At 57.0% G+C, this 15055-nt stretch carries 12 protein-coding genes; all 12 read left to right on the top strand.

The genetic code is table 11. The annotated features are described in order from the left end of the window. The first annotated feature begins 34 nt into the window (after positions 1 to 34). From BM346_RS08040 to BM346_RS07985, 12 genes are read left to right on the top strand one after another with little or no spacing between them, the layout of a single operon-like run. Complete coding sequence (locus tag BM346_RS08040) at positions 35 to 1030, top strand: polysaccharide deacetylase family protein (protein ID WP_092010610.1); 996 nt, start codon at positions 35 to 37, stop codon at positions 1028 to 1030. Further along, positions 1027 to 2853, top strand: coding sequence for a carbamoyltransferase family protein (locus BM346_RS08035; protein WP_092010607.1), 1827 nt, complete (start codon positions 1027 to 1029; stop codon positions 2851 to 2853). The genes BM346_RS08040 and BM346_RS08035 overlap by 4 nt, the downstream gene beginning before the upstream one ends. Positions 2854 to 2883: 30 nt before the next feature. Further along, complete coding sequence (locus BM346_RS08030; RefSeq protein WP_167812618.1) at positions 2884 to 4011, top strand: GNAT family N-acetyltransferase; 1128 nt, start codon at positions 2884 to 2886, stop codon at positions 4009 to 4011. Then, complete coding sequence (locus BM346_RS08025) at positions 4001 to 5098, top strand: FemAB family XrtA/PEP-CTERM system-associated protein (RefSeq protein ID WP_227662861.1); 1098 nt, start codon at positions 4001 to 4003, stop codon at positions 5096 to 5098. Before BM346_RS08030 ends, BM346_RS08025 begins: the two co-directional genes overlap by 11 nt. Beyond that, complete coding sequence (locus BM346_RS08020; protein WP_092010602.1) at positions 5095 to 6264, top strand: glycosyltransferase family 2 protein; 1170 nt, start codon at positions 5095 to 5097, stop codon at positions 6262 to 6264. Before BM346_RS08025 ends, BM346_RS08020 begins: the two co-directional genes overlap by 4 nt. Positions 6265 to 6267: 3 nt before the next feature. Beyond that, the gene (locus tag BM346_RS08015) at positions 6268 to 7164 is read left to right on the top strand and encodes a sulfotransferase family protein (RefSeq protein WP_092010598.1); all 897 of its coding nucleotides are present in this window, start codon (positions 6268 to 6270) and stop codon (positions 7162 to 7164) included. Between the two features lie 24 nt (positions 7165 to 7188). After that, positions 7189 to 8514, top strand: coding sequence for an O-antigen ligase family protein (locus BM346_RS08010; protein WP_092010594.1), 1326 nt, complete (start codon positions 7189 to 7191; stop codon positions 8512 to 8514). Continuing rightward, complete coding sequence (locus BM346_RS08005; RefSeq protein ID WP_092010591.1) at positions 8514 to 9671, top strand: glycosyltransferase family 4 protein; 1158 nt, start codon at positions 8514 to 8516, stop codon at positions 9669 to 9671. The genes BM346_RS08010 and BM346_RS08005 overlap by 1 nt, the downstream gene beginning before the upstream one ends. Positions 9672 to 9701: 30 nt before the next feature. Next, complete coding sequence (gene asnB, locus BM346_RS08000) at positions 9702 to 11570, top strand: asparagine synthase (glutamine-hydrolyzing) (RefSeq protein ID WP_406812881.1); 1869 nt, start codon at positions 9702 to 9704, stop codon at positions 11568 to 11570. A 12-nt stretch (positions 11571 to 11582) separates the two neighbouring features. Beyond that, positions 11583 to 12449 carry a hypothetical protein gene (locus BM346_RS07995; RefSeq protein ID WP_139229924.1) on the top strand — a complete coding sequence of 289 codons (867 nt, stop codon included), beginning with the start codon at positions 11583 to 11585 and terminating at the stop codon, positions 12447 to 12449. Between the two features lie 20 nt (positions 12450 to 12469). Beyond that, positions 12470 to 13597, top strand: coding sequence for a glycosyltransferase (locus tag BM346_RS07990; protein WP_092010582.1), 1128 nt, complete (start codon positions 12470 to 12472; stop codon positions 13595 to 13597). Between the two features lie 7 nt (positions 13598 to 13604). Next, positions 13605 to 15050 carry an oligosaccharide flippase family protein gene (locus BM346_RS07985; protein WP_092010579.1) on the top strand — a complete coding sequence of 482 codons (1446 nt, stop codon included), beginning with the start codon at positions 13605 to 13607 and terminating at the stop codon, positions 15048 to 15050. The last annotated feature ends 5 nt before the right edge of the window (positions 15051 to 15055 follow it).

The raw sequence follows: 15055 nt of genomic DNA, 5'->3' as shown, positions 1-15055 counted from the left end.
GGCTCACCGCCGGCGAACTAACAGGGAAGATGCAGTGTTCGAGAACCGACAAAGAATCAGTCTCCCGGAGGACACTCCGCCGCAACTGATGGTTGTGATCGATACCGAGGAAGAGTTCGACTGGAACGCCGAACCGGACCCCGAGGCCACGGCCGTGACCGCCATGGATCATATCCATCGCGCCCAGGATATTTTCAACGAGTATGGCGTGGCCCCCTGTTACGTAGTGGACTATTCCATTGCCAGCCAGGAGCGAAGCGTCGCTCCCCTGAAGCGTTTTCTGGACGCCGGGCAATGCGAGATCGGCGCCCACCTCCATCCCTGGGTGAATCCGCCGGTCAGGGAAGCCATGAGCCGGTCCAATATGTATCCGGGAAACCTGCCAGCGGAACTGGAACGGGAGAAGCTGACCGTGTTGCGGGATACGATCGCTGACGCATTCGGCGAGGCCCCCCGCATCTACAAGGCCGGCCGGTACGGCTATGGCCCCAACACCACCACGACACTGGAAGCGCTGGGGTTCGATATCGACCTTTCCGTATGCCCGCCCCTGGACGCCAGGGGCGACGGTGGCCCGGATTATCGCTATTACGATGCCTGGCCGTTCTGGTATGGCCCGGCGGAGCGGCGTGTACTGGAACTGCCGGTGACCGGCGGTTTCGTGGGCTGGGGTGGTCCGCTCTCCGTGCCGCTTTTCGAGTTGGCCATGAGATTCAAGCGCTTCAGGGCGCCGGGCGTCCTCTCACGCCTGGGAGCAGTCGACCGGCTGATGCTGTCGCCGGAAGGCTTTACGCCCAGAGAGCACATCAAGGTGACCCGGGCCCTGTATGAACAGGGGTGCAGGACCTTTACCTGGAGCTTTCACAGCCCCAGCGTGGTGCCAGGCCATACAAGCTACGTGCGGAATGAGGAAGAGCTGAAAACCTTCCTTGGTGCCTTCCGGCAATATTTCGATTTCTTTTTCAAGGACCTGGGTGGTCAGGCAACAACCCCCACCCGCCTCAAGACGCTGATGGAGAAGTTTGCATGAAAGTGCTTGGTATTTCGCCCCTCGACAAGGATTCCACCGTTTCCGTTGTCGAAGACGGGGAGATCCTGTTTGCGGCCGGCGAGGAGCGTTTTTCCCGCGTGAAGCAGCAGGACGGCTTCCCCCGGCTCGCTCTTGAGAAGGCCCTGGAATACACCGGCAGCAAGATGAGTGATTTTGACCTGGTGTGTTATCCGTTTCTGACCTGGGAGAACGAAGCCAGGCTTTTCAATAAGAATCTTGAAGAAGAGCGCCACTTTATCCGTGCCTTTGAACCAGCCGACCTGGGGCGGCAGGTCAAGGACGCCCAGGGCATGGTGCCTGACCGGAATGAGCCCATTCACGGGTTGCAGCACCCCAATGCCATGATGGAGAAAAGTCTTTTACACAATTCCTATTATTCAATGGCTGGGGCGCAGAAGCTTGCATCCAACAGTGCAGCTCTAAAGAGTTCAAGTCGATGGGGCGAGAATGCGACCGCCTCTTTCCAGCACTGGGAAGCCGCCCTGAACGACGGCCTGCGGGAAATGGGATGGCAAAACCCGGTCAAACGCATGGATCATCACCTGTCCCATGCCGCCAACAGCTACCTGTGCAGCGGCTTTGAGAGGGCGCTCTGCATCACTCTCGACGGCTATGGCTCTGGTCTTGCGGGTTCGGTCAGCGAAGGCCGGGACGGCAAGATCCACCGTCTCCATGGCATCAGCTACCCGAATTCCCTCGGCACCCTGTATGAGCATGTCACGTCCAGTCTCGGCTTCAAGCCAAGCCGGCACGAGGGCAAGATTGTCGGTCTGGCGTCCTACGGTGATCCCCGCATCCTGGGTGATATCCTGCTGGGCCGTATCGAGCAGACGCCGGGGGATTTCCGCATCTACGAAGCCAATAACGTCTATTTCTCCCGGTACCTTGCCTCGAAGTTCCCCAAGATTGATGTAGCCGCGGCCTACCAGTACGTTCTCGAGGTTGTGGCCACCAACTATGTTCGCCACTGGGTCGAAAAGACCGGCATTGACACCGTGGTGCTGTCCGGCGGCGTGACCGCCAACGTCAAGCTGAACCAGCGGATCTTCGAGATCGAGGGCGTGAATAACATTTTCGTCTATCCCAACATGGGGGATGGCGGCTGTGGAACCGGAGCAGCCCTTTACCACAGCTGGCCCGGTGGCGTTAAAAACACCATCAGCAGTGCCTATTTCGGCCCGGATTATACGGAACAGCAGATCGCCAGTGCCCTTGAGGCGGAGGGGCTGAGCTATACGCGGCCCAACAACCTGGCGGCGGAAGTGGCGGCGCTGATCCACAGCGGCGAAGTGGTCGCCCGTTTCGATGGGCGCATGGAGTATGGCCCCCGCGCCCTGGGCAACCGCTCGATTCTCTATCACGCCCGGGAGCCGGAAGTGAACCAGTGGCTCAACAAGCGGCTGGGCCGAACGGAATTCATGCCCTTCGCGCCGGTAACGCTCTATGAAGCCCGCGAGAAGTGCTATCACAACATCAGGGGTGCCGAACACGCCGCGGAATTCATGACCATCACCTTTGACTGTACGGAGTTCATGAGGGAAAACTGCCCCGCTGCCGTCCATGTGGATGGCACCGCGAGGCCGCAACTGGTGCAACGTGAGGTGAACCCGGGTTACTACGACATTCTCAAGGAGTACGAGAAGCTCAGTGGTATCCCGAGCCTGATCAATACCAGCTTCAACATGCACGAGGAGCCCATCGTCAACTCACCGGAAGATGCGGTGCGTGCTTTTGTTCAGGGTGCCCTGGACTATCTGGCGATCGGGCCTTTCCTGGTCAAACAGCCGACTCCGGCACACTGACTTTTAACCAGCGGGCGGAGCAGGACGCTGATGACAGCAGGTAAGCTGCAGGTTACCCAATACGCCATTACCGATCCGGAATCTCTCCGGGAGGAATGGGAAGACCTGGAGAGCCGGTCGACCCCGACCGTTTTCCTGTCCTGGCAATGGCTGGGGCACTGGCTCGCGGTGTACCGGCCCAATGTGCGGGTATTACGGGTGACAGAATCCGACCGTCTGGTCGGGCTCGGGATGCTGGTGGCGTCGGACGAACGCCGCCATGGCGTTCTGCGCTCGCGATGCCTGCGCCTGCACCAGACTGGCAGCAAGGCACTCGATCAGATCTGGATCGAGTACAACGGCTTCCTGGCGGAACACGGTCGTGACCGGGAGGTGGCCGCGGCCTGCCTGTCTTTCCTCAAACGCCAGGAAAACAGCTGGGATGAATTCGTGATCGGCGCCATAGATGCGGACGAGGCGGATTTCTACGCCACCAGCATGGGCTTGCACAAGCATGTCCGCTGGGAGGCCCCCTGCTACGGCGTGGACCTGAACCAGTTACGGGCTGGCGGACAGCATTACCTGGACACGCTCTCCCGCAATACCCGCTACCAGATCAACCGGGCCCATCGGCTCTATGAAAACCGGGGCGAGGTGGAGCTGGTGCGCCCGGACACCGTGACCGAGGCACTTGCCGTGTTCGACAGTATCGGTCCACGGCACCTGGAGCGCTGGGGCAGCGGGCCCGACGAGAGCGGATTCGCCAATCCGGATTTCGTCCGGTTTCACCGCAGCCTGATCAAGGCCCAGTGGCCCCTGGGCGGGGTGGACCTGGTCTCCGTGCGTGCGGGTGACGACGTGATCGCCTCTTTCTATAACTTGTTGCACAACCAGGTGGTGTATTTCTATCTGGGCGGTATGCGCACGGAAACCGACAACAAGCTGAAACCCGGGCTACTGGGCCACAGCCTGTGTATTGAAGATTACCGCCACCACGGCTTTCACTACTACGATTTCATGGGCGGCGATGAGCGTTACAAATCCAACCTGGGGCGGTTTCATCGTCAACTGGTCCAGGTTGCCCTGCAGCGGCCCCGGTTCAAGCTCAGACTGGAAAACGCCCTGCGAGAGGCAAAACAGCAGTGGTTGCGGGAGCCCGGAGCAAATTATGGGCGCTAAGGAGCAGTACATGGCAGGGGCGGGGGATGTGGAGGCCGTGGTAACCGGCCTCAGGGAAGCCCTGGCGGCGGGATGGGACGATTACGTCAGTCGCCACCCGGAAGGGACGGGATACCACCGGCTTGCCTGGCTCGAAAGTGTCGCACGCGCCTACGGGCACCGTGGCTGGTGTGTTCTGGCCATGACCCCCAACGGTAACCTGGTGGGGGTACTGCCCCTGTGCGAGTTTCGCATACCTTTCCTGGGCGCCCACTGGGTGTCACTGCCTTTCTGTGATCTGGGAGGCCCCCTGGCCAGCAGTCATGCAGCCTCGACAGCACTGAGAGCGGCGGCCCAGGGCCTGGTCCGGGAGCGGGGCGGCAAAGGCCTGAGATTAAGGCTGCCCGGTCCGAAACTGGACGAGGAAGGCGCGGCCAAAGCCCCGAAAGTGAGTATGCTGTGCCCTCTGCCCCAGAGCAGCGACGCACTGTTCAAGAGCTACAAGCCCAAGCTCAGAAGCCAGATCCGAAAGGCGGAGAAGAATGGCCTGATCGGTGAGGTGACCAGCAGCCCCGAGGCCATCAGGGCGTTTTACCCGGTCTTTGCCGCCAACATGCACCGGCTCGGTTCACCCGTGCACAGCCTTGGCTGGTTCCTGGCCCTGCAACGGGCCTACGGTGACCAGTTGCTGGTTGGACTGGTACGGCTGGAGAACCAGACAGTGGGCGCGGGTATCGTGCTGCTGAACGGACAGCGCGCCTGCATTCCCTGGGCGTCGACGCTACCGGAGTACAACCGGCTGGCGCCGAACATGCTGCTTTACTGGCAGTTGCTTGAACATGTTACGGACCGGGGCTGCCGGCTGTTCGATTTTGGCCGCTCAACCCCCGACGAAGGTACCTACCGTTTCAAGAAGCAGTGGGGCGCCGAGCCCCACGAGCTGCGCTGGCTGGACCTGGACCCGGATGGCGAGCCCCGTGAGGCGGACAGCCAGGCTTCCGGCCACGGCGGAAAGCTCAGGGCGTTCGCGGAGAACACCTGGCAGAGACTGCCGCTGCCCCTGGCCAACACACTGGGCCCGGCCGTGCGGAGGTACATCAGCCTATGACCGCTGTGCTCATGGCCGTTACCATCCTGTGCCTGATGGTCCCACTCTACGTCTACGGGGGATACCCCCTGGCATTGTGGCTGATGACCCTTGGCAGACCCGATGTCACGCACCGGCGCGGTGATGCCACGCCTTCGGTTACTCTGATCATCTCCTGCTATAACGAGGCGGCGATCATCCGCGACAAGCTCGAGAACGCGCTCGCCCTGGACTATCCCCGTGACCGGCTGACCATCCTGGTGGTCTCCGATGGCTCCGATGATGGTACCGACGACATCGTCCGGGAATTCGCGTCTCAGGGGGTAAAACTGATTCGTCAGGAGGGCCGGCTTGGCAAGACCATGGGCCTCAACATGGCCATGGAGCAGGTCTCGACCGACATCACCGTGTTCAGTGACGCCAATGCCATGTATGCCCCGGATGCGATCGGCAGGCTGGTACGGAATTTCGCCGACGAGCAGGTGGGCTACGTGGTGGGCGCCGCGCTCTATACCGACTCGGACTCGGGCGCCAGTGCCCGCAATGAGAATCTCTACTGGAAGTACGAGCTCGCCATCAAGAGCATGGAATCGCGCCTTCACTCCGTTGTGGGTGGGGACGGTGCGATATACGCCATCCGCTCCCGGCTCTGGGAGCCCCTGCAGCAGAAAGACATCAATGATTTCGTCAATCCGCTTCAGATTATCGCCAAAGGCTACCGCGGCGTATTCGATTCGGAAGCAAGGTGCTTCGAGGAAACCGCCGGCGATTTTGACCGGGAGATTGCCCGCAAGGAGCGCATCGTCAACCGCAGTATCCGCGGCCTGATGCGGGTGAAAGAAACCATGAATCCTGCGCGAACCGGAGTTTTTGCGTGGCAGGTAGTCTCTCACAAGTTTCTGCGCTGGCTCATTCCGCTGTTCCTCGTCCTGGCGGCAATCGGCAGTGCCTTGTTGGCCACGCAGGGATTCGTGTTATTCCAGCTGGTTACCCTGGGGGCGGTACTGTTGCTGCTGCTGGCGGTCACGGGCCATCTGGCGCGGGACAAGAATGCACTGCCAGCCTGGGTTTCTGTGCCCTATTACTTCGTGATGGTGAACCTGTATTCACTTAAGGGCATTCTGCGTGCCTTGCGAGGGGATACGCAGGTGGCCTGGACAAATGTGCGCTCAAAGGAAGGAAGCTGAACTATGTCATCTAGCAAACCTGGCAGCATGCATTCACCGGTTTTCCTGATCGGAACGCAGCGTTCTGGAACCACATTGCTGTGCCGAATGTTGAGTGCGCACCCCGATATCTTTATCAAGAATGAGGTTTCTGTCCGGTCGGTATTCACCCCGGGCGCCTCCCCCGAGGCAATCAGGGAGGGGATCAGTCACTCCGTAAAGCTCGCGACCGGAAAATCATTGGACGAGCTGATGGCCGCTGAAAACAAAACCATTTGGGGCCTGAAGGATCCGGAGTTGACCACCTATCTTGCAGACTTGAAGCAGTTTTTGCCCCAGGCTCGTTTTATCATAATTTTTCGAGACGCACGGGCCGTGGTGAACTCCTATATGGAGAATAAATGGGGACTCGGCACCAACGCCTACACCGGGGCTCAGCGCTGGAAGCGGGAAGTAGAGGCACAAATGCGCTTTCACGAGACGTTGCCGAACCATGTACTCAAGCTTCGGTTCGAAGATCTTGTTCTAAACCAGCAACAGACCCTTGAGACCGTTTGTGACTTTTTGGGCGTCCCGTTCGACAAGTCAATGCTTGATTACAGCAAGCAGAAGGGGTTTATCAAGACAACCCGGGAAAATAAGAAGGCGTTCGAGGCCCCGGACTCGGCAATGACACGAAAGTGGGAAAACAAGTTGTCCGGCCATCAGATCCGGGTGGTTGACTCTGTGTGTGCTCCGATCCTTGATTCATTGGGTTACGACGTGGCCCCTACGAATTATTCAGTGCCATCGTGGCTCGTTTCATACTATCGTTTGCATCAAAAAGTCATCGGTGAGATTCAGATACAATATCGCTGGCGATTATCGGCATACCGCCAGAGATATCGTAAATGGCTGGCGCAAAGAATCGAATCAAAATGATTTTCAGGGACAGCTGGTATTCCTATGTCTAAATTCGCTCTACTGTTTTTAATGGTGTACACCGGTGGGGTTGTAGCGACCTTGACATACAGTGGTATGTCGTCATTTTTGTTATATCAGCTGATTTATTTCCTGAACCCTGATGACCGCTGGTGGTCAGCGGAAATTCCAGGAGTTAGCTATTCTTTTTTTAGCGCTGTGCTGATGATTATGGCCCTGGCCATGAGATATAAGCATTATAGCGAAATTTCTCCGTGGAGTAAGCAGCCGGTTTTTAAGTGGATGGTGATTCTGTTGTTTGTTTTCTATGTTGTGGGTTTTTATGCGCAACGGCCAGCGGTTCACGATATGTTTATGGTAAGTTATCTTAAATTGATTGTGATCATTTTCGTTGCTTATAAGTTGCTCCATTCGAAACTTGCGTTACACGCCGCGACATGGGCATATATTATCGGTGCAACCTATATTGGGTACCTGGCGACGATCACCGGGAGAAACTCCGGGAACCGTGTAGAAGGGATCGGTCTCGTAGATTCACCCGACTCTAACGGCGTAGCTTCGGCGCTGGTTCCTGCCGCCGCGCTGCTCATGTATTACGCGTGGCTCGGGAATAAAAAAGCAAAGGTTCTATGTGTTATTTGTGGTGCGTTGATAGCTAATGGCCTGGTTCTGATTAATAGTCGTGGCTCCTTCGTTGGCGTTGTTGTCAGTGGTGGTGCCTTTTTGTTGATTATGATGTTCTCGAAATACCGACAGAAGGGGCAGCGGGCGATGGCTGTCATGATTGCGGTTCTCGGAATCAGTGGCGCCCTGTCATTGGCAGACGACAGCTTCTGGGAGCGTATGGGGACGTTGACAAACCCCGAAGACCAGGCAACCAGTGGCTCCGGTAGGATCAACTACTGGCTCACCACGTTCGATATGATGAAAGATCATCCGTTCGGGCTGGGAGTTCAGGGATTTAATCAGCTTTCTGAAATCTATTTGGGAGAAGAATATAAGAATAAGAGTGTTCACTCACTCTGGTTTCAGGGTCTTTCGGAAGTCGGCTGGATAGGCTTTGCGGTTTTCGTGGCAATGCTTTTATCTCTTTATCGATTATCGAGGAAGGCCAGAAAGCAAGTGCTTGCCTTGAATGATACCAACGCCTACTTCCAGATCCGTGCTCTGGAATGTGCGCTATTAGGATTCCTGGTGGCGGGCAGTTTCATCAATCAGTTTCGCGCCGAGATTCTTTACTGGATGATATTGTTGGTGGCAGTAGCGGCGAATCACTATTACTTGCGGCATCTGACGACAGAGTCGGTGACGAAGGCCAAGACTCATTTGCGAAGGAGGGTAGTCACCTGATGCGCGAAGTCCGAGTGCTTCAGTTTATAACCCCGGCGGGTTTCTACGGAGCGGAACGCTGGGTGCTCGCACTTGCTAACAACCTGGTTCACGAGCGGGTTATCTGTGACCTGGCTGTTCCCCGGGAGAGCAATGCCCAGGACCTGTCAGTGGCGGAGCATTATCCGGCTGAGGCGGGGGAAGTGCATTACCTCGCCATGAGAGGTCGCTTTGATTTTTCAGTGGTTGAGCAACTGGTTGAGGTTATCCGGCAGCGGCAGATTCAAATCATACACACTCATGGCTACAAGTCCGACATTATTGGTTTGTTGGCAGCAAAGAGGGCTGGTATCCGTAGTGTCAGTACCCCTCATGGCTATCCGAGTAAGGTGGGTTTGAAAATGGCCGCTTTTATTCGTATTGGCGCTTACATTCTGAGGTATTTCGATGCGGTGGCTCCCCTTTCGGAAGAACTCTGTGCAGATATGAGGCGATTCGGCGTGCCGGCGTCGAAAAACCGCTTTATCCGGAATGGCGTCGACCTGAAGGAAATCGATGAGTTCAGGCGACCTGGATCAGAACCCGCTGAACATGATACCCCGTGTAAAACAGTGGGCTTTGTGGGCCAGATGATTCCGCGGAAAGGGCTGCCGGATCTGCTGGAGGCTTTTGACCGGCTCTACCAGGGTGATGATACGTTAAAGCTGCAACTACTTGGGGATGGAGTTCAGCGTCGGGATCTGGAAGCCCAGGCGCACCATCTCGCGAGTGGTCACGCGATTGAGTTTCTTGGATTCCGAAGCGATCGGCTGGAACTGATGGCTCGCTTTGATCTGTTTGTCATGACCTCGTCCCTTGAGGGCATTCCCCGCTGCATGATGGAGGCCATGGCTCTGGGGGTTCCGGTGGTTGCCTATGATATTCCGGGCGTCGACCAACTGATAGAGCACGGTGTGACCGGACTGCTGGCGCCTCTGGGTGATACGGCGGCACTGGCATCCTGCTGCCAGCAACTCCTGGACTCCCCGGACCTGACGGGAAAGCTTTCAGAGCAGGCTCGCAAACGAATCGACGAAGAATATTCAGCGGCCCGAATGGCCCGTGAATACGAGCGTCTGTTTGGCGAACTCCTCAGTCAGGGCGAGACGGATACCACCGTGCAAAAGAGGGTGCCCTGACTGATGTGCGGACTGGCCGGATTTCTGCGGATGCCCAACACACCCGAGCGGGATGCCCATCGCATGTGGCTTGAGGCCATGGGACGGTCGATCAGGCACAGAGGGCCGGACGCGGGCGGCGTCTGGATGGACGACTATGTGGGCATGGTGCACAGGCGCCTGAGCATCCTCGATCTCAGTGATGCCGGTAATCAACCCATGGTGTCGGAATCCGGCCGCTATATCATTGCCTTCAACGGCGAGATCTATAACTTCCGGGAGATCCGAAAGCAGCTGGAGGCAGTCGGATACCGCTTCCGCACCCAAACGGATACCGAAGTCCTGCTGGCGCTGTTCGATCACAAGGGTGAAAAATGCCTGGAGGATCTCAACGGCATGTTCGCCATTGCCATCTGGGACAGGGAGGCAAGGCAGTTGTTTCTGGCACGGGACCGGTTGGGGAAGAAGCCCCTCTATTACTATCAGGAAAGTGGCCAGTTTGCCTTTGCCTCGGAGATCAAGGCACTGCTGCAGGTGCCGTTTGTGAAAACCGATATCCGTCCGGATGCGATCAAGGATTTCTTTGCTTATCAGTATGTGCCGGATCCAAAGACGATCTACAGGCATGTTCACAAACTGCCTCCTGGCCACTGGCTAACCATCGATGGCGAAGAGCTGACTGTCCGGCAGTACTGGGACGTCTCCTTCGCAAGGCCCAGTTCGGCCAGCCTGCCGGAACTGGAAGCAGGACTGTACGACCTGATCGACGATGCCGTACGTATGCGGATGGTCAGTGATGTGCCGTTGGGGGCCTTTCTCAGCGGCGGTGTGGACTCCAGTGCCGTTGTCGGCCTGATGGCAGGCCACGCCGACCGGCCGGTGACCACCTGCTCGATCGGATTTGATTCCAGGCGCTTTGACGAGGTGATCTGGGCAAAAAAGGTCGCTGAACTTTTTCATACGGATCATCATGAATTTACCGTTCGGGAGAATGTGGCTGGCAGCCTCTCCGAGATCGCACGCTTCTTTGATGAGCCTTTCGCGGATCCATCCTTTGTGCCCACCTACTTTGTGTCGCAACTGGCCCGGCAGAAAGTGACTGTTGCTCTCGCCGGTGACGGTGGTGACGAGAACTTTGCCGGGTACAGCAAGTATCGCACCGACCATCTGGAAAACCGGATTAGGCGGCTATTCCCGAGTGCGCTTCGCCACAGCGCTTTTCCACGCCTCGCGCAGCTGGCGGGTGCCATGAACAGCCCGTTCACCCGGAAGGCTCAATCCCTGCTGGGTACGCTGGCCATGGAGCCGGACGAAGGCTTTTTCGTAACCAACAGCTTCTTCCGGCGCTCGGTCTGGAACCGCCTGGTTCGGGGTGAGCTGAAGCGCGAGACCCAAGGCTACGATCCCGCCGATATTACCCGGCATCATTACCATAACGCGGACACCGACGATCATCTGTCGAAGATCCTCTACACGGATATAAAAACCTATCTGCCGGGGGATATCCTCACCAAGGTGGACCGGATGAGTATGGCCAACTCTCTGGAAACCCGCGCTCCTCTGCTGGACTATCGGGTGGTGGAGTACGCGGCCAGCATTCCTTCTGCGCTCAAAATGAAGGGCAGGGAGAAGAAATTCATTCTCAAGGACACCTTCTCAAGGCTGCTGCCGGATGACGTCCTGTATCGCAAGAAAATGGGCTTTTCGGTACCTCTTGCGGAATGGCTGCGGAACGAGCTTTTCGACACCGCTGAGTCGGTGTTCAATGATGACGAGGGCGGCCTGTCCCATTGCTTTGATATGAACGCGGTTCGGGATTTGTGGCAGCAGCACCAGGGTGGAAACAGCCAGTACACACAGGAACTCTGGAGCATGTTGGCCTTCGAACTCTGGTGGGGAGCTTATGTGGATAGCAAATAGGGTAATGTGGTCATGAACCATTCAGCAACCTCTCGCCGAGGTGCCCGTAACCGTTTCCTGTTGCTGGCGGCGCTGCTATGCCTTGCCGTTGGCATTGTGCTTATGGGAATCAATCTATATGGGCTGACCCAGCCTTTACGCAAACCAGGCCTGGGAGTGACCGATAGAGACCAGTTGCGTTTTGTCACTGAAGAGGTCTGGAGTTATCAGCAAAGCTTGGACGCCATTGACCGCCTCGCTGGTATCGAGCCCCTGACGCAGCGGGCAGAGGCGGCCAACAAGGTCGTCAATCAAAGTCTGGTCCATGTGAAATGGAATCGTGTTGACCCGGAGGAATACCGTCAACTGGTGCCGATATGGGAGAACTACTTCCTTTGGGCCATTGGCCGGTTTTCGGGTCTGCCGCAGTTCGAACGCTACCACTATGCGGATTACCGGCGGAATATCCGTCGCGGGATAGGTATCTGTGGCGATGCATCGACCATTCTTTCCAGCGTCATGGACCGGTATGGGATTCCGAATCGCATTGTGTCGTTTCATGGTCACGTTATTGTCGAGTTTGAAGACAGTGACGGACGGCGCAATCTCCTGGATCCGGATTTTGGGGTCGGTCTCGGCATTCCACTGGAGAGCCTGTTAGAGGATCCGAAACAGGTTCGAGACCGATATCTCGCTGCAGGTTATTCCGAGAGGGAGACTGACACCCTTTTATCGATCTATAAGACCGATCATGCCATCTTTGATGATACCTATCATTTCATGAGCAAGCGCTACGTCTTTGAGCATGCCAGCTACGTTGCCAAGTGGCTGGTTCCGGTGGCTCTCATTGTGCTGCCGTTGATATGGCTGGCACGAACACGACGCACTACTTCACACTGAATATCGGACCCCCATCATTCATGGAACAGAAGCAACAGCCAGAGAGGATCCTCCACATTACCTTCAATATGGGCTTTGGTGGTACCGAGCAGGTTATCCGGCAACTGGTCACTGGCCTTGCCCAGGAAAAGTTCATTAACAGCGTGCTGTGCATCGACGGTGAGGTTGGAGATATTGGCGAGCAGGTCCGTCGCGAGGGAGTTGAGGTGTTTGCGTTCCAGCGTAATCCGGGTTTTGATCGCCAACTGATCCACCGGATTCGAAGCATGATTCGTGAATTTGATGTCCGAATTGTCCATTGTCACCAATACACGCCCTGGGTGTATGGCTGGATGGCGAGCTGGGGAACAGCGGCGAAGGTGATTTTTACGGAGCACGGGCGCTTCCACCCAGATCGCTACCGCTACAAGGCCGCACTGATCAATCCTCTTATGGCGCTGATGACGAGGAACGTGGTCGCTATCTCGGAGGCCACCCGGAAGGCCCTTGCACGGTATGAGTTCGTGCCCGCCGGAAAAATCCAGGTTGTCTATAACGGGATCAAGGGCCTGGTACGTGACCCCGAGGCTGTCTCCGCTGTGCGTCAGCAAGAGGGGATTCCCGACGGTCATAGGGTTCTGGGAACCGTTGCAAGACTGGACCCAGTCAAGAATCAGGCGATGATGCTGGAGGCTTTTGCCAGAGTACTCCCTCGATGGCCCGATACCTGGCTCCTGATGGTGGGTGATGGCCCGGCCCGGACAAGCCTCGAGCAGCAGGCAAGAACTCTGGGGATCGCTGATCGGGTCATTTTCACAGGCTTCCGGCCAGAGCCCGCCGACTACCTTGCCGCGATGGATCTCTTCCTGCTGACTTCCCACACCGAAGGCACATCCATGACCCTGCTGGAAGCCATGAGCCTGGGTATCCCTGTGATTGCAACCGCGGTGGGAGGGAATCCGGAGATTGTCGGGGATGGCGAGACAGGACTGCTGGTTCCTACCGACAACCCTGTAGCGCTTGCTGTGGCAATTGAGGATCTTCTGGGTAACGACGCCGTGCGGAAGGGTATGGGAGACGCCGGCAGAAAACGCTTCGACGCCCGGTTTTCAGTCAGCCCGATGGTTTGTGGGTACGAGCAGTTATACCAACAGATGCTTCGGGGTTAGCGCCGGTATGTCGCAGGTTCGCAGGGCAGTAATCTTCTCATCGATCACCCGCTACAGCGTCATGCTGATCGGCCTGGTTTCGATGATGGCGGTGGCAAGACTCCTTACACCAGATGAAATCGGCACCTTTGCCATTGCCAGCGGCATTGTCATGCTCATCAGCGAGTTCCGTATACTCGGTGCCGGAGCTTACCTTGTGCGTGAAGTGGAGCTAACCGCTGAAAAAGTGAGGGCAGGCCTCGGCCTGACAATCCTCATATCCTGGGGGCTCGGTTTTGCCATCCTTATCGTAGCTCCTCTAGCTGCTGATTTCTATGAGCTTCCGCCGGTGGCAACCGTGTTCAGAATCCTTTCCCTGACGTTCTTCCTGGCGCCATTTATCAGTGTGCCTTCGGCATTGTTTTCCCGTGATCTCAAATTTAATTTGCTGTTCCGCATGCAGTTTTTTGGCGCCATCGTGGCGCTGGTGGTGACCTTGTCACTGATATATGCCGGACTGAGCTTTTACTCACTGGCCTGGGGACAGGTCGCGGGCGCGCTCTCCAAGTGTCTTATCGCTAACCTCCTGCTTCGACCGAAAGCCATGGCTTACCTGCCGAGCATGACCGGTGTTAAGGCAATTGCCAGTCTCGGGATTTTCAATTCTTCAGCGGGTATTCTGAGGAAGGCTGTTGTTGTGCTCCCCGACATGATTATTGGCAAGATGGGAACCACCTTTGAGGTGGGCATGTTTTCCCGGGGGATGGGTTTTACCCAGTTTGTCTCCGAAACACTGATGCGAGGGGTCAGTCCTGTTGCGCTCCCTTACCTCTCGGGCGCTCGTCGTGAAGGGGGCGATGTACGATTCGCCTACCAGCGGGCCAGTGTCTTGCTCGGCGGACTGGTCTGGCCTGTGCTTGTGGTTGGCAGCCTGGCCAGCTTGCCGGCGATCCGGCTGTTCTTCGGTGACCAATGGGATGCAGCGGCACCTTTAGTGGCCTGGCTGGCCATATGGGCGGCCCTGCGCTCCGTGCACTGGTTCTCCAATGATGTTCTCGTCGCCATGCATCGCGAGAAAATCATGTTGATCAAGGATCTGGTCATTTTCCTCCTGCTTGTCATGGGCGTGATCGCAGCCTACCCCGCCGGTCTTGAGCGGATCGCACAGGTATTCATGTTGGTTGGTTTTTTCGAGGTTTTTTTCATCACTTTGGTGCTGCGTGCCTGCATCGGGTTGAAGCCCATGGCGTTCGCCAGTGCCTGGTTGCCGAACCTTGCGATTGCCGCAGGCTGTGGGGTCATGACCCTGGTGGTCAGGCAACTGATTGATTTTGAACTGGCCCCGGCCTGGCAGCCAGCGGTGGCCCTCACCCTGGTGATGCCGCCGCTTTGGTTGCTGTTGCTCTACCTGCTTGGCCACCCCCTGTTTAAAGAACTTCGAGGTGTTCTTCTCTCTTTCAGGAGGAAAAAATGACCAGG

Source organism: Marinobacter daqiaonensis (assembly GCF_900115285.1).
GTDB classification, from domain to species: domain Bacteria; phylum Pseudomonadota; class Gammaproteobacteria; order Pseudomonadales; family Oleiphilaceae; genus Marinobacter; species Marinobacter daqiaonensis.
Note: the sequence above shows the minus strand (reverse complement) of the source record. Positions and strands in the feature narration are given on the sequence as shown.